Annotated in this window: 16 protein-coding genes; 4 read left to right on the top strand and 12 right to left on the bottom strand. The window is 73.8% G+C overall.

Features of this window, described 5'->3' with window-relative positions; translation table 11 throughout:
• Positions 1–20: 20 nt before the first annotated feature.
• Entirely contained in the window at positions 21–1,748 is a 1,728-nt protein-coding gene (locus tag ACA511_RS26935; RefSeq protein WP_375027396.1) for a sulfatase, read from the bottom strand.
• A 165-nt stretch (positions 1,749–1,913) separates the two neighbouring features.
• On the opposite strand from ACA511_RS26935, the gene ACA511_RS26930 reads away from it, so the two are divergent.
• Positions 1,914–2,507, top strand: coding sequence for a dihydrofolate reductase family protein (locus ACA511_RS26930; protein WP_375027395.1), 594 nt, complete (start codon positions 1,914–1,916; stop codon positions 2,505–2,507).
• Between the two features lie 18 nt (positions 2,508–2,525).
• Here the strand turns inward: ACA511_RS26930 and ACA511_RS26925 are convergent, their stop codons facing one another.
• From ACA511_RS26925 to ACA511_RS26915, 3 genes are read right to left on the bottom strand one after another with little or no spacing between them, the layout of a single operon-like run.
• Positions 2,526–3,374, bottom strand: coding sequence for a class II fructose-bisphosphate aldolase (locus ACA511_RS26925; protein ID WP_375027394.1), 849 nt, complete (start codon positions 3,372–3,374; stop codon positions 2,526–2,528).
• On the bottom strand, positions 3,352–4,275 hold the full coding sequence (locus ACA511_RS26920; RefSeq protein ID WP_375027393.1) for a 1-phosphofructokinase family hexose kinase: 924 nt from the start codon (positions 4,273–4,275) through the stop codon (positions 3,352–3,354). Before ACA511_RS26920 ends, ACA511_RS26925 begins: the two co-directional genes overlap by 23 nt.
• Positions 4,272–5,165 carry an SIS domain-containing protein gene (locus ACA511_RS26915; protein ID WP_375027392.1) on the bottom strand — a complete coding sequence of 298 codons (894 nt, stop codon included), beginning with the start codon at positions 5,163–5,165 and terminating at the stop codon, positions 4,272–4,274. Before ACA511_RS26915 ends, ACA511_RS26920 begins: the two co-directional genes overlap by 4 nt.
• Positions 5,166–5,515: 350 nt before the next feature.
• On the opposite strand from ACA511_RS26915, the gene ACA511_RS26910 reads away from it, so the two are divergent.
• Positions 5,516–6,652: a S1 family peptidase gene (locus ACA511_RS26910; RefSeq protein WP_375027391.1), complete on the top strand. Its 1,137-nt coding sequence runs from the start codon at positions 5,516–5,518 to the stop codon at positions 6,650–6,652.
• 68 nt (positions 6,653–6,720) lie between these two features.
• Here the strand turns inward: ACA511_RS26910 and ACA511_RS26905 are convergent, their stop codons facing one another.
• Entirely contained in the window at positions 6,721–7,440 is a 720-nt protein-coding gene (locus tag ACA511_RS26905) for an SDR family NAD(P)-dependent oxidoreductase (protein WP_375027390.1), read from the bottom strand.
• A gap of 134 nt (positions 7,441–7,574) precedes the next feature.
• Here ACA511_RS26905 and ACA511_RS26900 point away from each other — a divergent pair, with 134 nt between their 5' ends.
• Positions 7,575–8,855 carry a cytochrome P450 gene (locus ACA511_RS26900; RefSeq protein ID WP_375027389.1) on the top strand — a complete coding sequence of 427 codons (1,281 nt, stop codon included), beginning with the start codon at positions 7,575–7,577 and terminating at the stop codon, positions 8,853–8,855.
• Positions 8,852–9,061 (top strand): ferredoxin, encoded by a 210-nt coding sequence (locus tag ACA511_RS26895; protein WP_375027388.1) that lies wholly within the window; start codon positions 8,852–8,854, stop codon positions 9,059–9,061. The genes ACA511_RS26900 and ACA511_RS26895 overlap by 4 nt, the downstream gene beginning before the upstream one ends.
• 3 nt (positions 9,062–9,064) lie before the next feature.
• On the opposite strand, the gene ACA511_RS26890 is transcribed toward ACA511_RS26895, so the two are convergent.
• From ACA511_RS26890 to ACA511_RS26860, 7 genes are read right to left on the bottom strand one after another with little or no spacing between them, the layout of a single operon-like run.
• Complete coding sequence (locus ACA511_RS26890; protein ID WP_375027387.1) at positions 9,065–9,886, bottom strand: acyl-CoA thioesterase; 822 nt, start codon at positions 9,884–9,886, stop codon at positions 9,065–9,067.
• Between the two features lie 58 nt (positions 9,887–9,944).
• Positions 9,945–11,438: an AMP-binding protein gene (locus ACA511_RS26885; protein WP_375027386.1), complete on the bottom strand. Its 1,494-nt coding sequence runs from the start codon at positions 11,436–11,438 to the stop codon at positions 9,945–9,947.
• Positions 11,435–12,601: a CaiB/BaiF CoA transferase family protein gene (locus tag ACA511_RS26880; RefSeq protein WP_375027385.1), complete on the bottom strand. Its 1,167-nt coding sequence runs from the start codon at positions 12,599–12,601 to the stop codon at positions 11,435–11,437. Before ACA511_RS26880 ends, ACA511_RS26885 begins: the two co-directional genes overlap by 4 nt.
• Positions 12,585–14,021, bottom strand: coding sequence for an aldehyde dehydrogenase family protein (locus ACA511_RS26875; RefSeq protein WP_375027384.1), 1,437 nt, complete (start codon positions 14,019–14,021; stop codon positions 12,585–12,587). Before ACA511_RS26875 ends, ACA511_RS26880 begins: the two co-directional genes overlap by 17 nt.
• Positions 14,021–15,727, bottom strand: coding sequence for a thiamine pyrophosphate-binding protein (locus ACA511_RS26870; RefSeq protein ID WP_375027383.1), 1,707 nt, complete (start codon positions 15,725–15,727; stop codon positions 14,021–14,023). The genes ACA511_RS26875 and ACA511_RS26870 overlap by 1 nt, the downstream gene beginning before the upstream one ends.
• Before the next feature lie 8 nt (positions 15,728–15,735).
• Positions 15,736–16,662, bottom strand: a complete 927-nt coding sequence (locus tag ACA511_RS26865; protein WP_375027382.1) for an SDR family NAD(P)-dependent oxidoreductase — start codon at positions 16,660–16,662, stop codon at positions 15,736–15,738.
• Complete coding sequence (locus tag ACA511_RS26860) at positions 16,655–18,538, bottom strand: flavin-containing monooxygenase (protein ID WP_375027381.1); 1,884 nt, start codon at positions 18,536–18,538, stop codon at positions 16,655–16,657. The genes ACA511_RS26865 and ACA511_RS26860 overlap by 8 nt, the downstream gene beginning before the upstream one ends.
• Between the last annotated feature and the right edge of the window lie 26 nt (positions 18,539–18,564).

Genomic DNA, 18,564 nt, shown 5'->3' with positions numbered 1-18,564 from the left:
CCGACGTCATCCGTGCTGCATCACCCGAACGCGGTGAGGAACCGGTCCCGGAACGCGCTCATCGGCCACACCGGGGTGTCCTTGCCGGGGCGCAGGCCGTCCTGCCAGTTCCAGCCCGAGATCCTGTCGAGGACGGCCTTGTCCTTCGCGACGATCGTGATCGGGACGTCGCGGCTCGCGCCCGGACCGGTGATGAGCGGCGCGGGCTGGTGGTCGCCGAGGAAGACGAGCACGGTCCTGTCGCCGCCGTACGTCTCCATGTACGACACGAGCGTGTTCAGCGTGTACTCGATCGACTTGCGGTACTCGGTCCTGATCCGGCCGCCCGCCGGCCAGGGCGCGTCGTAGCCCTTGCCCATCCCGGTGAAGACCGAGCCGTCCCCGACCTCGTCCCACGGGACGAGCCGAGGGATGGACGCCCACGGCGCGTGGCTCGACACCAGCGCCGTCTCCGCCATCACCGGGGCCCGGTCCTTCCTCGCCAGCTCGGTGCGCTGGAGCGTCGACAGCGTGTACTGGTCGGGCATGGTCGCGAAGCTGAACCGGGGCCCGCGGTACCCGAGGTTCCGGTCGTCGTACACCTTGTCGTAGCCGTAGAACGCCCCCTCCGGCCAGGCCCGCGTGATCGCCGGCATCAGCGCCACCGTCCGCGCGTCCGCCCGGCGGAACGCGGTGTTCAGCGTCAGCCGGTCGCTGTTCACGAGCGTCCGGTACCGCTGCTGGTTGTCGACCCACAGGCCGGACAGCAGCGTCGCGTGCGCGAGCCAGCTGCCGCCGCCCGCCGTGGACGAGGTGAGCCATCCGCTGCGCGACGCGAGCCCCGCCCTGCGGAGCCGCTCCGATCCCTGGTCCAGGACGGCGTCGACGCTCGGCGCGTACTGCGGGCTCTCCACCGCCGAGCGTCCGTAGCTCTCCACGAACGCCAGGACGACGTCCTTGCCGCGCAGCCCGGCCAGCAGCTTCCCGTCCGGGGTGTCGCGGAACCGGTCGACGGCGGCGGCCTTCGCGAACTCCTCCCGGTCGTCCAGGCTCGTCCGCACCGCCCGCGCGTGGTCGTAGGCGAGCGCCGCCGCGCTCCGCGACGCGACCGGGACGCCGTCGACGAACTGCGCGCCGAGCGCGGCGCACACGACCCAGACCGTCCCGAGCACGGCCGCCGCGCGGGCCGCCGCCCGGTCGTGCCGGACGACCACGCGGCTGAGACGCAGCACCGACAGCGACATCAGCGCGATCACGCCGACCGTCAGCACGGCGGTGAGGAGCACGGCGGCGATCGCCCCGGCCCGGCCGGCCGACTCGCTCACGAACTCCACGGCCGGACGCAGCAGCGGCCAGTCCAGCACCAGGTCGAACGGCCGGACGAGCACGGCGTCGAACCCGATGTCCATCGCCTTCAGCACGAACAGCAGGCCGAGGACGGCCCCGGCCGTCACCGCCGCGTAGCGCCTCGCCCTGCCCCGGACCACGAGGATCAGCGCGACGCCGAGCACGCCCTCGATCGGGACGCGCGCGAACGCGCCCGGCGTCAGCAGCGCGTACTCGTCCGGCGTGATCAGCGCGACCAGCACGAGCAGGAACGCCGCGCCGGTCAGCGCCCGCGCCGCGGCCCGCCGGCGCCGCGTCGTCCCCGTGCCGCCCGCGTCCGGCCCGGCGGCCTGCGCATCCTCGTCTTTCACCCGCTCCGCGCGGCTGTCGGTGGTCAGCTCGTCCTCCCAGGCTCGGTCCCCCGCCGCGAACGCGACACCCACAGCACGTCCGCCCGGCGCCCGCCGGTTCAACCCTTCCCGATGAGGAAGGCATCATCGGCGGCCGCCACGCGGAAGAATCCCCGCGGAGGACGTCGAGCGGACGGCGGCGGCTCCGACCTTTTCGTGAGCGGCGCCGGAGGGGCGCACCGACCAGGAGGTAACGGCATGGGCAAGGTCACCTGCGACATCGGGATCTCCGTGGACGGCTTCGTCGCCGGCCCGAACCAGCGGCGGGAGGAGCCGCTCGGCGACGGCGGCGAGCGGCTGCACCGGTGGATGTTCGAGCAGCCCGAGGCCAACGCCGCGGCGATCGAGAAGATCACGTCGGCGGGCGCCTTCATCATGGGCCGCAACATGTTCGCCTCCGGACGCGGCGACTGGGACCCGGACTGGACGGGCTGGTGGGGCGAGGAGCCGCCCTACCACGCGCCCGTGTTCGTGCTGACCCACTACGAGCGCGAGCCGGTGCCGATGAAGGGCGGGACGACGTTCTCGTTCGTCACCGACGGCGCCGAGTCGGCCCTGGCGCGGGCGCGGCGGGCCGCGGGCGAGGCGGACGTGGCGATCGCGGGCGGCGCGCAGACGGTGAACCAGTACCTCGCGGCGGGCGTGATCGACGAGCTGCGGCTGCACGTCGCGCCGATCGTCCTCGGTGCGGGCGAGCGGCTGTTCGAGGACGTCGGCGACCTCGCCCTCGAACCGGTCGAGGTCTCCCACACCGACCTCGTCACGCACGTGACCTACCGGATCGGCCGATAGGGGCGGCCCGTCAGCCCGTCAACCCGTCTGCCCGTCCCGTGCGTCCGCCCGGATGACCGCGAGGAGCCGGGCGACCTCGGCGGCGACGGCGTCCCGTCCGGCGCCGAGGTAGCGGCGCGGGTCCACCAGGGCGGGCTCGGCGGCGAGCCGGTCCCGGACCGCGCCCGTGTACGCCTCGTTCAGCCGCGTCGCGATGTTGATCTTCGTCATGCCGTGCTCGACGGCCGCGGCGAGCGCGGCGTCGGGCACGCCGGACGAGCCGTGCAGCACCAGCGGGACGGGGACCGCGGCGGCCAGCCGGGCGATGAGGGGCAGGTCCAGGACGGTGTCGCGGGTGAGCATGCCGTGGGACGTGCCGACCGCGACGGCCAGCGCGTCCACACCGGTGGCGGCCGCGTACCCGGCGGCGTCGCCGGGATCGGTGCGGGCGTGCGGGGCGTGCACGCCGTCCTTCCCGCCGATCTCGCCGAGCTCCGCCTCCACCCAGACGCCCTCGGCGCGGCAGCGGGCCGCGACCTCGGCGGTGGCCGCCACGTTCGCCTCGTGGGGGAGGCGGGACGCGTCGAACATCACCGACCCGAACCCGAGCCCGACGGCCTCCCGGACCAGCCCGGCGGACGTGGCGTGGTCGAGGTGCGCGACGACCGGCACCGCGGCGGCGCGCCCGGTCGCCAGGACCGCCTGCCCGATCGGCGCGAGCGCCCCGTGGTAGGCGACGCAGTTCTCGCTGACCTGGAGCACGACCGGCACCCCCGCCCGCTCGGCGCCGGCGACGATCGCCTCGGCGTGCTCCAGCTGGATCACGTTGAACGCCCCCAGCCCGCGCCCGCGCGCGGGGACGACGTCAGCCATGGGGACGAGCGGCATGGGTCTCCTCGGTCCGGAGGGTGACGCGCGCGAGGAGCGCGGGGAACTCGCCGGCGTCGACCTCGCCGGCGACGGGGGAGCGGACCGCGCAGGCGGCGAGCGCGACCGCGCGGCGGAGCCGGTCCGGCCACGGCAGGCCGTCCGCCAGGCCCGCGGCGAGCCCGGCCACGAGCGCGTCGCCCGCGCCCGTCGGGTTGCCGGGCACCGGGCGGTCGAGCGCGGCGCGCAGGACGCCGTCCGGGGTCCCGGCGACGGCGCCGTCCGGGCCGAGCGAGGCGACGACCGACCCGGCGCCCGCCGCGCGGAGCGCGCGGATCCCGGCGGCCGTGTCCGGGGTGCCGCTCGCGCGGGCCAGCTCCGCGGCGTTCGGCTTCACCACGTCGGGGCGTCCGGCGACGCCGAGCCGCAGCGCCTCGCCGTCGGCGTCCAGGATGACCGGGCCGCGGGCGAGCCCGGCCAGCTCGGCGTAGGCGTCCGGCGGGACGCCCGGCGGCAGGCTCCCCGACAGGACGACCACGGCGGCGTCCCCGGCCAGCGTCCTGTACGAAGCGCGGAACGCCGCCCATTCCGGGCCGGTCACGGTGGGGCCCGGCTCGCAGAACATCGTGATCTCCGGGCCGACGACGGTGACCGTCCGGCGCGATTCGGCGGCGACCGGGCTGAACGAGGCGGGCACGCCGAGGGAGGCGAGGCCCTCCGTTATCCGCCGTCCCGCCGCGCCGCCCGCCAGCCCGGTGGCGACCACCTCGTGGCCGAGCCCGTGCAGCACCCGGGCGACGTTGACGCCCTTGCCGCCCGGACGCCGGTGCACCGCGGCCACCCGGTTGACCTCGCCGGACCGCGCGTCCGGCACCTCGTAGGTGTCGTCGAGCGCCGCGTTCAGCGTGACGGTGACGATCACGCGCCGGCGTCCAGGATCACCGAGCGGGTCAGATGGCGGGGCCGCTCGGGGTCCAGGCCCGCCGCCTCCGCGCGCGCGACCGCGAGGCGCTGCGCCCGGACCAGGTCGGCGAGCGGGTCGGCGGCGGACGCGCGCAGCGTCCCGCCGGTGGCCGCCACCTGCCCGGCGAGGCCGTCGGGGAGGCCGCCGAACATCCACACCGCCCGGCCCGGACCGGTGATGCTGATCGGGCCGTGCCGGTACTCCATCGCCGGGTACGCCTCCGTCCAGGATCCCGCCGCCTCGCGCAGCTTCAGCGCGGCCTCCCGCGCGATCCCGACCGTCCAGCCGCGGCCGAGGAAGGTGACCTGCCCGGCGTGGAGCAGCTCCGGGGGGAGCGGGTCGGCCACGGCGGCCGCCGCGTCGGCGATCGCGGCGGCGAGGTCCTCGCCGAGGTGGGCGCGCAGCAGAGCGAGCAGGGTGGTGGCGAACCGGGTCTGCACGACCGACTCCTCGTCGGCGAACTCCAGCGCGACCACCCGCCCGGCGCTCGCGGACACCGGCGTCCCGGGGTCGGCGGTGATCGCCGTCGTCGGGACGGCGCCGCGGAGCCGGTCCAGCACGTCCAGGACCTCGGTCGTCGTCCCGGACCGGGTCAGCGCCAGCACCCGGTCGTAGCGGCGGGCGAACGGCATCTCCGAGGCGGCGAACGCGTCGGTCTCGCCGTGCCCGGAGCCCTCGCGCAGCGCCGCGTACGCCTGCGCCATGAACAGGGAGGTGCCGCATCCGACGACCGCCACCCGCTCGCCGCGGTCCGGAAGCGCGTCGCCGACCCGGGCCGCCAACGCGGCGGCCCGTTCCCAGCACGCCGGCTGCGCGGCGATCTCGGACGCGATGCGGGTGCCGTCCATGAAGTCTCCTGACGTCTATCGACCTGTTTCGAGCATGAGCGATCAGCGCGGTGTCGTCACGGGCGGCCGCCGGCCCTTCCGGCCGCTGAACGACACCGTGGCGTCGAGGTGACGTAGCACCGGCGGCGGCGCGGTGCCGGGAATGCTGCCCGCCATCGGCGACGACCCCAGATCTTGGCACCTCCACTTGCGCACCGACGCTCAAAACTCTCGCTAATCATCCACAAACAAGCATGACCGCACAAGGCGAGGCCGAGGGCCGGACGCCCCGTGCCGGGCCCGGGACGGATTGAACGCCGCGCCGCCCGGGCGCGTACCCCCACGCGAAGATCGACGCCCCGGGAGGGTTCATGAGCGTGAGGAACAGCCGGCTGCGCACCGCGGTCACGACGACCGCGGCGGCCGCCGGATCCGCCGGGCTCCTGGCCGGCGCGCTGTACGTGGTGCACGCGGAGTCCGGTTCCGGCGGCCGGGAGGCCAGCCTCGCCGGCGACGCCCGAGCCGGCCGCCGGCCCGCCGGATCGGCGACCGCGCAGCTCGACGGGCGGGCCGCCGCCACGGCGGCCCGGCTCGCCGAGCGGCTCGGCGACCGCACGACCGGCGCCTACATCGACTCGGCGGGACGGCCCGTCGTCACGGTGACGAACGCCACCGACGCCGCCGCGGTCCGCGCCGCGGGCGCCGTCCCCAAGACGACGCGGCGGAGCCCCGCCGAACTGCGCAGGGTCACCGCCGGCCTGCGCAGCTCCTTCGCCGACATCCCCGGCACCGGCTGGGCCGTCGACCCCGCCACCTCGAAGGTGACCGTCTGGACGGACGCCTCCGTGACCGGCGCCCGGATGGCCGCCGTCCGGCGCACGGCCGCCCGGATGGGCACGGCGGTCCGGATGGTGCGCTTCCCGGGCCGCCTGCACACCCTCGCCCTCGGCGGCGACGCCATCTTCGGCCAGGGCGCGCGCTGCTCGCTGGGCTTCAACGTCCAGCGCGGTCAGCAGGACTTCTTCCTCACCGCCGGGCACTGCGGCAACGCCGTCCAGAACTGGACCGCCGACCAGCAGGGCGGCCAGCCGCTCGGCACCACCGTGCAGAGCAGCTTCCCGGGCAACGACTTCGCGCTCGTCCAGGTCGAGGACGGCGCCGCCGGCGAAGGCGAGATCAACCTCTACAACGGCCAGTCGCAGGACATCGCGCAGGCGGCCGAGGCCGTCGTCGGCCAGCGCGTCGCCCGCAGCGGCAGCACCACCGGCGTCCACACCGGCCGCGTCCTCGCCACCGACGCCACCGTCAACTTCGCGGAGGGCACCGTCAGCGGGATGATCCAGACGGACGTCTGCGCGGAGCCCGGCGACAGCGGCGGCCCGCTCTTCGCCGGGGACACCGCCCTCGGCCTCACCTCGGGCGGGTCGGGCGACTGCCAGAGCGGCGGCGTCACCTTCTTCCAGCCGGTCACCGAGGCCCTCCAGGCCTTCGACGCCGGCGTCACCTGACGCGGGACGCGTGAGGCCCGGGCCGCGCGGGCCCGGGCCTCACGCCCGCGGCACCTGACGGCGGGCGGTCAGGTGTTGCGGCCGCCGTTGACGCCGAGGATCTGGCCGGTGACGTAGCCCGCCTCCTCGGAGGTGAAGAAGGAGCAGGCGGCGGCGATGTCCTCGGGGAGGCCGACGCGGCGGACGGGGGTGCGCTCGATGTGGTCCTCGACCGTTCCGCCGAGGAGACCGCGTTCGGCGGCGCTGCGCAGCATCGGGGTGTCGATGAAGCTGGGCGGGATCGCGTTGACCGTGATGCCCTTCGGGCCGAACTCCAGGGCCAGCGCCTTCGTCAGGCCGTTGACGCCCGACTTCGCCGCCACGTAGTGCGCCATGAACGGCTGCCCGGAGTGCGTGCTGGACGACGAGATGTTGACGATCCGTCCCCAGCCGGCCTCCAGCATGTCGGGGAGCGCCGCCTGGATGCAGTGGAAGGTGCCGTGCAGGTTGACGTCGACGACCCGCTGCCATTCCTCGAACGAGAGCTTGGTGAAGCGCTTGAAGCCGTCGCGCCCGGCGGCGTTCACCAGGATGGTGACGGGGCCGAGGTCCTGCCTGACCTCGGCGAGCGCCGCGTCGATCTGGGCGCGGTCGGTCACGTCGGCCTTGTATCCCGCCGCGCCGGACGGGTTGAGGTCGAGGACGGCGACCCGGTGGCCGTCGGCGGCCAGCCGCTCGGCGATGGCCCGGCCGATGCCGGAGGCGCCGCCGGTGACGACGGCGGTCCGGCCGGCGGTCTTCGCGATCATACGGGGGGCTCCCTTGCGCTCGCTTCGCTCGTTCTCGGCATTGTATAGTTGATTTGCCGAATATGAGAATGTAGTTTCCGAGCACGTGACCTGCACGGCGCCGCGCCGCGCCCGCTCGCGGGAGGACGAGAGCGATGACCGACATCGATGCCGTCGACTTCTTCACGAACAACGAGGTCCTGCACGACCCGTACGCCTACCTCGACGCCCTGCGCGGCGAGTGCCCGGTCCGCCGGGAGAGGCACCACGGCGTGGTCATGGTCACCGGGTACGAGGAGGCCGTCGCGATCTACAACGACGCCGAGCGCTTCTCGTCCTGCACCTCCGTCACCGGCCCGTTCCCCGGGTTCCCCGTCCCGCTGGAGGGCGACGACGTCTCCGCGCTGATCGCCGAGCACCGCGACGACCTGCCGTTCAGCGACCAGCTGCCGACGATGGACCCGCCCGTCCACACCGCGCACCGGGGGCTGCTGTCCCGGATGATCACGCCGCGGCGGCTGAAGGAGAACGAGGAGTTCATGTGGCGGCTCGCCGACCGCCAGTTCGACGAGGCCCTGGCCGGCGGGCGCTGCGAGTTCAACGCCGGGTACGCCGCCCCGTTCGCGATGCTCGTCATCGCGGCCCTGCTCGGCGTCCCGGAGTCCGAGCACGCCGAGTTCCGGGAGGCGCTGCTCAGCGGAAGCGTGATCGGCAGCAGCAAGGAGGGCGACGCGCTGGAGCACTCGCCGCTGGAGTACCTGTACGGCAAGTTCGGCGAGTACATCGAGGACCGCCGGCGCAGCCCGCGCGGCGACGTCCTGACGGGCCTCGCGTCGGCCACCTTCCCGGACGGGAGCACCCCGGAGGTGATCGACGTGGTGCGCGTCGCGGCCAACCTGTTCGCCGCCGGCCAGGAGACCACGGTCCGGCTGCTCGGCACGGCGGTGCTGCTGATCGCCGAGGACCCCGCGCTCCAGGCGCGGCTGCGCGCGAACCGCGACCTGATCCCGAACTTCGTCGAGGAGACCCTCCGCTACGAGAGCCCGGTGCGCGGCGACTTCCGGCTGTCCAAGGTCCCGGTCACCGTCGGCGGGGTCGATCTCCCGGCGGGCACCACGGTGATGCTGCTCAACGCGGCGGCCAACCGCGACGCCCGCAGGTTCCCCGAGCCCGGCGTCTTCGACATCGATCGCGCGAACGCCCGCAGCCACGTGGCGTTCGGCCGCGGCCCGCACAGCTGCCCGGGCGCTCCGCTGGCACGGGCCGAGGCGGTGGTCAGCCTCAGCAGGCTGCTCGACCGCACCGCCGGGATCCGCGTCGACGAGGCGCGGCACGGCCCCGCCGGAGACCGGCGCTACAAGTACCTGCCGACGTTCATCCTCCGCGGGCTCACCCAGCTGCACGTCGAGTTCACCCCCGCCGGGAGCGGCTCGTGAGGGCGTCGGTCGATCCGGACCTCTGCGCCGGGCACGGGGTGTGCGTCGTCACGTGCCCCGGCGTCTTCGCCCTCACCGACGACGGCTATTCCGAGGTGACGGTCGCGGAGATCCCCGCCGACCTCGCCGGGCCGGTGCGGCGGGCGGCGGGCCAGTGCCCGGAGCGCGCGATCACCGTCGACGGCGGGCCCGCCGCCGCCCGCTGACGGTCACGGCCGGAAGCGCAGGAGCGCCTCCTGGGCGTAGGAGGCGACCAGCGAGCCGTCCTCGGTGAGGACGTCGCCCCGGCCGAAGCAGCGGCCGTGCGCGACGACGGGGCCGTGCTGGCGGAGCAGCAGCCAGCGGTCCGTGGTGAACGGCCGGTGGAACCAGAGGGTGTGCGAGGTGACGCCGGAGGTGAAGGCCCGGCCGGCGTCGCGCTGGCCGACGCCGTCGAGCGGGCGCAGCGCGGTGCCGATGAGGGTCAGGTCCGTCGCGTACGCGGCCAGGGCGGGCGCCAGCCCGGGATCGACCGCCGGCGTGCGCCACCAGAGCTCGAACTCGGCCGGCTCGGGCTCCGGGGAGTCGAGGTCGGACGCCGACCGCGTCTCGAAGGGGAGCAGATCGAACCGCACGCCCCGCTCCGGGCCAGGGACGGCGGGGACGCCGGCGGCCGTCTGGTGGTCGCGCCCGTCCTCCGGCGCGTGCATGGACGCCGACGCCGCGGCGAGGACGCCCGCCGCCTGCCGGGCCGTGATCGTCAGCGTCGCGAAGGAGCGGCCCTCGTGATGGCGCTCCACCTCGTAACGGACGGGCTCGTCGGAGGTTCCCGGCCGGGGGAACAGGACGTGCAGCGACTTGACGGCCTTCCGCGGGCAGGAGAGGGACGCCGCGCGGACGCACTGCGCGAGCAACTGCCCGCCGAACAGCCGGTGGTAGGCGAGCTGCTGGTTGCCGCCCTCGAACACCGCCGGCGCGGCGTCGCGGCCGGCGTCCTGCCGCGGTGCGCGGAGGTCGAGGCAGCCGAGAAGGTCCTTCCACAGATCGGTCACGGGGGCTCCAAACCGGTCGCGGCGGGCATCAGACTAGCCGCTAGTGTAATCATAACTCTCAAGAATGAGAATCTGATTTTCGCACCAGTCCGGGCAGCTCGGTACGCCGCACCTTGCCCATCGCGTTCACCGGCAGGGCGTCGACCTGCGTCCAGAGCTCCGGGACCTTGTAGCCCGCCAGCTCGCGCCGGCACAGCCCGGCGAGCGCCGCGAAGTCGAGCGGCGGACCGGCGCTCTCCACCACCGCGGCCACCCGCTGCCCGAGCCGCTCGTCGGGCACCCCGCACACGGCGGCCCCGGCGACGTCCGGGTGCGCGGTGATGACCCGCTCCACCTCCAGCGGGTAGACGTTCGCGCCGCCCCTGATGATGACGAGCTTCTTGCGGTCCAGGACCGTCAGCAGTCCGTCGCCGTCCACGGTGCCGACGTCGCCGGTGGCGATCGGGCCGGGCGCCGGGGGCCGCACGCCGCCGTCCTCCCAGAAGCCGAGCATCGGCGTCCACGCGCCCGCCCACGGGCCGCCGGCGGAGCCGCTCAGCCGCAGCTCGCCGAGCTCCCCGGCCGGGAGGCGGCGGCCCTCGTCGTCGTAGGCGGCGACGTCGAGGTGGGGGAGCACCCGCCCGCTCGCTCCCGGACGCCACGCGTCCCCCGGCGGGTCGATCGACACGACGGTCGGCGCCTCGGTCAGGCCGTAGGTGGCCCTCGGGACGAGGCCGTGCGCGCCGGCGAACGCCCCGCGCAGCGCGTCCGGCGTGTCGCCGCCCCCGCTCCACACCTCCTCCAGCGTGCCGAGGCCGGGGTGCGGGCGCCGGGCGAGGTCGTGGACCTGCGCGGGCGCCCCGTTCCAGACCGTGACGCCGTGCCCGGAGATCCAGTCCGCGACCCCGGCGGCGTCGCGCCGGTCCATGATGACCGCGCACCCGCCGGCCTGCGCGGTGAGGAGCGTCGACAGGACCATGAGGTTGAGGATCGTCAGCGGGAAGCTGTCGCCCTTGCGGAGACCCGGCCCGTACCGCCGGGTGGCGACGAGGACCGCGCCCGGCAGGAGCAGGTTGCGCTGGCTGTGCACGACAGCCTTGGGACGTCCGGACGTCCCGCTCGTGAAGGCGATGCCGGCCGGAGCGTCCATGTCGAGGTCGAGCCGGGGCGGCGCCTCGGCGCGGGCCAGCAGCTCCGCCCAGCGGCCGGGGTCGACGACGTCCGGCGAGCCGAGGCGGCAGCGCGGCCCGGCGAGGACGGCCGCCGGGTCGATGAGGTCGTGCAGTTCCCGCTGCTCGCCGGCCGACAGCGCCTCGCCGATCCCCGCCCACACGGCCCCGATGCGCTGCGCGCCGTGGAAGGCCGCGACGATGCCGAGGTCGTTGGGCAGGCAGGCCGCGACCCGGTCGCCGGGGCGCACCCCGAGCGACCACAGCGCGCCGGCCGCGCGCCGCGCCCGGTCGTCCAGCTCGGCGTACGACCACGCGCCGGAGGCCGCCACGACCGCCGTGGCGTCCGGGCGCGCCGCCAGCGCGGCGTCCAGCACCCGCGCGATCGTGCCGGAGGCGGTCATCGGGGCCGTCCCGTGCCGGTCTCGTCCAGGATCTCCGCGGTGTGGGCGCCGAGCCTCGGGGCGGGCCCGGCGACCCGTCCCGGGGTCTTCGAGAACCAGGCGGGCGGGCCGGGAAAGCGCACCGGGCCGTTCGGGGTCTCGACCGTTTCGAAGAATTCCGCGTCGTGCAGATGCGGATCGTCGAAGAGTTCGTCGAGCGTCCGGACGGGCGCGGCGGGAATGTCCAGCGACCGGAGCAGATCGAGCCATTCCTTCGTCGTGCGCTCCAGAAACGTCTTGGTGAGCGACGCGTAGACGGCGTCGATCCGGCGTGCCCGCTGTTCGAGGGTGGCGAAACGGTCGTCCGCCCATGCGGGACGCACGGCGCCGACGAATGCGTTCCACTGCTTGTCGTTGTAGACCAGCGCGGAGATGTGGCCGTCCTTGGTGCGGTACGGCTTGCGGTCGGGCGTCACCGCGCGGGGATAGGCCGCCGGCCCGAGGGGCGGGCTGAACAGCGCGCCGTTCGCGTGCTCGACCAGCATGAACGCGGCCATGGTCTCGAACATGGCGACCTCCACCTCCTGGCCCTCGCCGGTCCGCTCGCGGTGGAACAGCGCCATCATCGTGGCGTACAGGGCGGTGAGCCCGGCGACCTTGTCGGCCATGACGGTTCCGGCGTAGCCGGCCGTGCCGGTCAGCATCCGCTGCACGGAGGGCAGGCCGCATTCCGCCTGGATGGTGTCGTCATAGGCGGTGAGATCCGCGTTCCGGCCGCGGCGGCCGTAGCCGTAGCAGTTGGTGTAGACGATGGACGGGTTGACGGCGGCGACCTCCCCGTAACCGAATCCGAGTTCGGCGATCGCCTTCGCGCGCATCGAATGGATGAAGACGTCGCCCCGCCCGATGAGCGCCCGCAGCGCGTCCTTCCCGCCATCGGAGCGCAGGTCCAGGACGACGCTGCGCTTGCCGCGGTTCACGTTGACGAAGACGCCGCTCATGCCCGGTTCCGGCCCGACCGAGACGCGGCGGGTGTTGTCGCCGGCCGGCGGCTCGATCTTGACCACGTCCGCGCCCATGTCGGCCATGATCTGGGTGCAGTACGGACCCATGACCATGGCCGTCAGGTCGACGACGCGGACCCCCGCCAAAGGGCCCGCGCCCACGTCAGGAGGCGGCGTCATCGGGCGCGTAGCCGAGGATTCCCTTGACCTCCAGGTAGTCGTGGAAACCGAACTCGCCCCATTCGCGTCCGTTGCCGCTCTTCTTGTAGCCGCCGAACGGGGAGCCGAAGTCGAACCCGTCGTTGACCGCGACCCACCCGGCCCGGATGCGGCGGGCGACGGCGCGGGCCTGGTCGAGGTCGGCGCCCGCCACGTACCCGGCCAGGCCGTACTCGGTGTCGTTGGCGATCTCGACCGCGTGGTCGAGGTCGTCGTAGCCGATGATCGTGGCGACCGGGCCGAAGATCTCCTCGCGCGCGATCGTCATGTCGTTGGTGACGTTCGCGAAGACGGTGGGCTTCACGTAGTAGCCCTTCTCCAGCCCGTCCGGGCGGCCGGTGCCGCCCGCGACCAGCGTGGCGCCCTCGTCGATGCCCTTCTGGATCAGCGCCTGCACCTTCTCGAACTGGGACGCCGACACCACCGGGCCGATCACCACATCGCCGTTCGGGTCGCCCACGGTGACCTGCTCCGCGGCCCGCCGGGCGGCGGCGACGGCCTCGTCCATCCGCGCGGCGGGCACCAGCATCCGCGACGGGGCGCTGCACGTCTGCCCGGAGTTGCCCATCATGGTGCCGACGCCGGCGGCGACGTTCTCGGCGAAGTCCGCGTCGTCCAGGACGATGTTCGGGCTCTTGCCGCCCAGCTCCTGCGTCACCCGCTTGACGCCGGGCGCGGCGTTCCGCGCGATCTCGACGCCCGCGCGCGTCGAACCGGTGAAGGAGACCATGTCCACGCCGGGGTGGGACGACAGCGGCACGCCCACGCTGGGCCCGTCGCCCTGGACGAGGTTGAACACCCCGGCGGGGACGCCCGCGGCGTCCATGACCTCGGCCATGATCTGCCCCGTGAACGGCGACCGCTCCGACGGCTTGAGCACCATCGTGCAGCCCGTCGCCAGCGCCGGGAACACCTTCACGGCGATCTGGTTCATCGGCCAGTTCCACGGCGTGATCAGGCCGCAGACGCCGATCGGCTCCTTGACGACCAGCGTGGCGCCGCGCCGCTCCTCGAAGGCGAACCGCTCCAGCACCTCGATCGCCTTGGCGAGATGCCCGGCACCGAGCCCGACCTGGAAGCCGCCCGCGAGCGAGGCGGGCGCGCCCATCTCCTCGGTCAGCGCCGCGGCGAGGTCGCCGCCGCGCTTCTGGTACTCCTCCAGGATGTTCCGCAGGACCTCCAGGCGCTCCTTCCTGCCGGTGGCGGACCAGCCCGTGAAGGCCGCGCGGGCGGCGGCGACCGCGCGGTCCACGTCGGCGGCCGAGCCGACCGCCACCGTTCCGCAGACCTCCTCGGTCGCGGGGTTCACGACCTCCATGGTCCGCGGCTCCGCCGCCCCGACCCACGCGCCGCCGATGTAGAACCTCAGGTATTCGCGCATCACTGCATCCCCTCCGCGTACCAGGTGCGGAACTCGTCGTAACTCGGCATCTCCTCCGAGTTGGCCTTGGGGTCCACCACCACGTGGACGACGGCGGGCTTGCCGCTGGCGTAGGCGCGTTTGATGGCCGGGGCGACGTCCTCGTCGCGTTCGACGTACTCGCCGTGACAGCCGAAGCCTTCGGCGACCTTATCCAGGCGTGTCGCCGTACTCCAGTGCGTGCCGGTCTCCCGCGACCCCGGCCCGAAGGTCCGCTTGTACACGCCCACCTCCAGCCCCCACGCGTAGTCGACGGCGACGACGCAGACGAGAGGCAGGTTCAGCCGCGCGGCCGTCTCCAGCTCCGCGATGTGGAACTGGAACGAGGAGTCCCCGGTGATCAGCATGACCGGCCGCCGCCGGCCGTCCGCGACCGAGGCGCCGACGGCGTAGGGGAGGCCCGTCCCCAGGTGGCCGAAGTTCTGGTTCCACAGCACATCGTGCGGTTTGGCCTGCGAATACGTCCAGCCGAAGATGGTCGTGGCGCCGCCGTCGCGCACCATGATGCCGTCGGCGGGGAACACCTCGGTCGCCTCGACGATCAGGCGCGCGGGGTGGACGGGCGACCCGCCGGACGGGGCCGCCGCCGCCAGGCCGGTGAGCCGTGCCGCGTCCTGCGCGATCCAGCCCTCGAGGTCGGGGGACGCGGCGCGCGGCGCGTCCTTGAGCGCGTCGGCGAGTTGGGGGACGACCGCGCGCAGGTCGCCCACCAGCGGGACGTCGATCGGCCGGTTGACGCCGATCGCCTCGGGGTCCTGCTCGACGAGGATCCACGTGCGGTTCGCCTCGTTCTCCACCCAGTGGCGTCCCCGCCCGTAGTGGACGGGTTCGCCGAGTTCGGTGCCGAGGGCCAGGCACAGGTCGGACGTCACCACCGCCTCGATCGCCGCCGGGGAGAAGCCGTACGGGAAGGTGCGGTCCTCCAGGCCCTCGATGTAGGACGTGCCGCCGGACGTCTGGACGACCGGGCAGGCCATGAGGTCCGCGAGCGCCTTCACCTGCTCGCCCGCGCGGGCGGTGTGGACGCCGTGCCCGACGAGCAGCACGGGCCGCTCGGCCGCGCGGATCCGCTCCGCGGCCTCGGCGACCCGGTCCGGGCCGGCCTGCTGGCCGGTCAGCCGGTAGGCGGCGGGCGGCAGCGCCGGCGGGACGTCCAGTTCCTCCTGGATCACCTGGGAGGGGTACTCGATGTAGACCGGCCCCGGCCGTCCCGTCAGGGCCCTGCGCAGGCCCTCGCGGATGATCTCGTCGGTCTGGTCGGCGTACTCGATGCTCGCCGAGTACTTCACCGACGGCTCGAACAACCCGGCCTGCTGGACGAACTGGATGCGGCCGCGCCGGACCCGCTGCTCGGTGATCCGCGCGCGCTGCCCGGCCAGGAAGACGACCGGCGAGTTCTCCACCTTGGCGCACATGATGGCGGGGGCCATGTTGGCGATGCCGGGGCCGAGGGTCCCGGCGCACACCGCGGCCCGCCCCGTCATCCGCGACACGGCCTCCGCCATGAAGCCGGCGGACGCCTCGTGGTGCGGGGCGACGACGGTCCAGCCGCGCTCCTCGGCGAGATGGAACAGGTGCACGAAGTTCGGATCGGGGATGCCGAAGAGGGTGTCGACGCCCTCGGCCTCGAAGAGGTCCAGGATGCGTTCGTAGACCTTTACCGCCATGGTGTGTCTCAGTCCTCGTGGGTTGGCTGCGCGGCCGCCATTGCGAAGCTGTCGCGGATGTGGTCGTTGTGGCCGGAGGGCACGATCGGCAGGACCCAGGGGGCGGCGGTGTCGCGGATCTCCGCCATCCGCTCGCCGACCTGCTCGATCGTCCAGGACGGCCGGTGCACGCCCGGCGTCTCGGCGATGAAGGCGCGCGCGACCCGGCCCGCGATGGTCACCAGCATCTCGCCGGTGATCGAGCAGGACTCGTGCGCGAGCCAGCCCACGGCCGGGGCCGCGAGGCCGGGGTCCATGGGCGGGTAGGCCGAGGTGTCGATCCCCTCGGCCATCCTCGTCACGGCGGCGGGAACGACGACGTTGCATTTCACGCCCGCCGCCGCCCCTTCCAGGGCCACCACGTTGGACAGCCCGATCACGCCCGCCTTGGCGGCGGCGTAATCGGCGACCCCGTGGTTGCCGTAGAGCCCGCCGATCGACGAGGTCAGCACGACCCGGCCGTAGCCCGCCTCGCACATGTGCGGGAAGGCGGGCCGGACGACGTGGAACGCGCCCCGCAGATGGACGTCCAGGACGGCCTCGAAGTCCTCGTACGGCATCTCGGCCAGCGGCGCCGGACGATGGATCCCGGCGTTGTGGATCAGGACGTCGATCCGCCCGTAGCGGTCGAGCGCCGACTCGATGACGGCCCGCCCGCCGGCGGCCGTCGCCACGGACTCGGTGCAGGCGACGGCCTCGCCCCCGGCCGCCGCGATCTCCTTGACGACCGCCTCGGCGGGGCCGCCGTCGGCGCCCTCGCCGCGCAGGCCGACCCCCGGATCGTCGACGACGACCTTGGCCCCCTTCGAGGCGAGCAGCAGGGCGTAGGCGCGCCCCAGCCCGCGTCCGGCCCCCGTGATCACGGCCACGCGGCCGTCGAACCTGAGGTCACCCATGAGTGCCGCTCTCCGGGACGCCGCTCTCCGGGACGCCGCTCTCCGGGGCGCCGCCGAGGACGAGGCCGTCCATCGCGCCCGAGTCGCGCCAGTTCCGCAGCAGTTCCTCCATGGCGTAGAAGCCGAGCCAGTAGGGCTCGCCCAGGTGCGACCGCTGCTTCTGCTCGCCCTCGCTGTTGTAGTAGCCGGGCGTGCATTCCCGGTTGAACGTCGCGTTGCTCTCCATCGCGGTCGCTCTGACGGTCTCGCACCACTCGTCCTGGGCCTCGGCCGTGGCCTCCACGGTGGAGGCGCCGCGTGCCAGCGCCTCCTTGACGATGTGGGAGATGTGGACGGCCTGCTGCTCGAACATCGCCGTCGTGCTCGCGGTCACGCCGCCCTGGACGAACCCGGTGAAGAACAGGTTCGGGAAGCCGTGGCTCGTGATGCCGTGCAGGGTGCGGTACCCGTCGGCCCAGTGGTCGTAGAGCGACAGGCCGCCGCGCCCGCTGAACGGCGCGATGCCGAGCCGGCGGTCGAGGTCGGTGGTGATCTCGAAGCCGCTGGCGAAGACGATGCAGTCGACCGGGTGCTCGGCGCCGTGGGCGATGACGCCCCGCTCGGTGATGCGCTCGACGCCCTTGGTGCCCGAGACGTCCACGAGGGTGACGTTCGGGCGGTTGAAGGTCGGCAGGTACTGGTCGTTGAAGCACGGCCGCTTGCACAGGAACCGGTAGTAGGGCTTGAGCGCCTCGGCCGTGTCCTCGTCGTCGACCAGGGCGTCGACGCGGTCGCGCAGCCGCTGCATGACCTCGTAGTCCTTGATCTCCCTGAGTTCCAGGAACGTGGGCAGGTCGGCCAGCGCGGCCCAGCCGCCGGTGGCGTCCAGGTGCGCGGCCAGGTTCCGGCTGATCTCCGTCCAGCCGTCGCAGACCAGGTCCGGGTCGCCGGGCCCGAACGCCTCGAACGCCGCGGTGTGGAAGTTGCGCTGCCGCTCCTTCTGCCACCCCGGCTTCAGCGTGCTCGCCCACTCGGGGTCGGTCGGCACGTCGCCGCGCTCGTCGATGGTGGACGGCGTGCGCTGGAAGACGTAGAGGTGCCCGGCGGAGCGGGCGATGTGCGGGATCACCTGGATGCCGCTCGCGCCCGTGCCGATGACGGCGACGCGCTTGCCGTCCAGTCCGTCCAGGCCGCCGGTCATGTCGCCGCCGGTGTACGCGTAGTCCCAGCGCGCCGTGTGGAAGGTGCGGCCCTGGAAGTCGGCGATGCCGGGGATGCCGGGCAGTTTCGGCTTGTTGAACGGGCCCTGGCACATCACGACGAAGCGGGCGCGGATGTCGTCGCCCCGGTCGGTGCCGACCCGCCAGCGGCCGATCTCCTCGTCCCACTCCAGGGAGCGGACGAGGGTGCCGAAGACCGCCCTGTCGTAGAGGCCGAAGTGCTTGCCGATGCGCCGGCAGTGCTCGAAGACCTCGTCGCCGAAGGCGTACTTCCGCTTCGGCATGTAGCCGGTCTCTTCGAGCATCGGCAGGTAGCAGTAGGAGTCGGTGTCGCACTGGATGCCCGGGTACCGGTTCCAGTACCAGGCGCCGCCGAAGTCGCCGGCGTGCTCGATGATCCGGAAGTCGGCCACACCGGCCTCGGTGAGGCGGGCCCCGGCGATGAGTCCCGCGAAGCCGCCGCCGAGGACCGCGACGTCGATGTCCTCCGAGATCGGGGGCCGGGGGACGGGCGGCGTGTACGGGTCCCCCTCGTGGAACTCCCCGAACGCGCCCTCGGCCGCGATGTACTGCCGCTGCCCCTCGGAGCGGAGCCGTTTGTCGCGCTCGGCGAGGTACTTCGCCCTGAGGGCCGCGTGGTCGATCTCGGGTGTCCGCGTCGGTTCGCAATGCTGCATGGTCGAGAGTCCTCAGGGGTCATGCG

The sequence above is a fragment of the Actinomadura sp. GTD37 genome (assembly GCF_041951365.1).
Lineage (GTDB): Bacteria > Actinomycetota > Actinomycetes > Streptosporangiales > Streptosporangiaceae > Spirillospora.
This window is presented reverse-complemented; position numbering and strand designations above follow the sequence as displayed.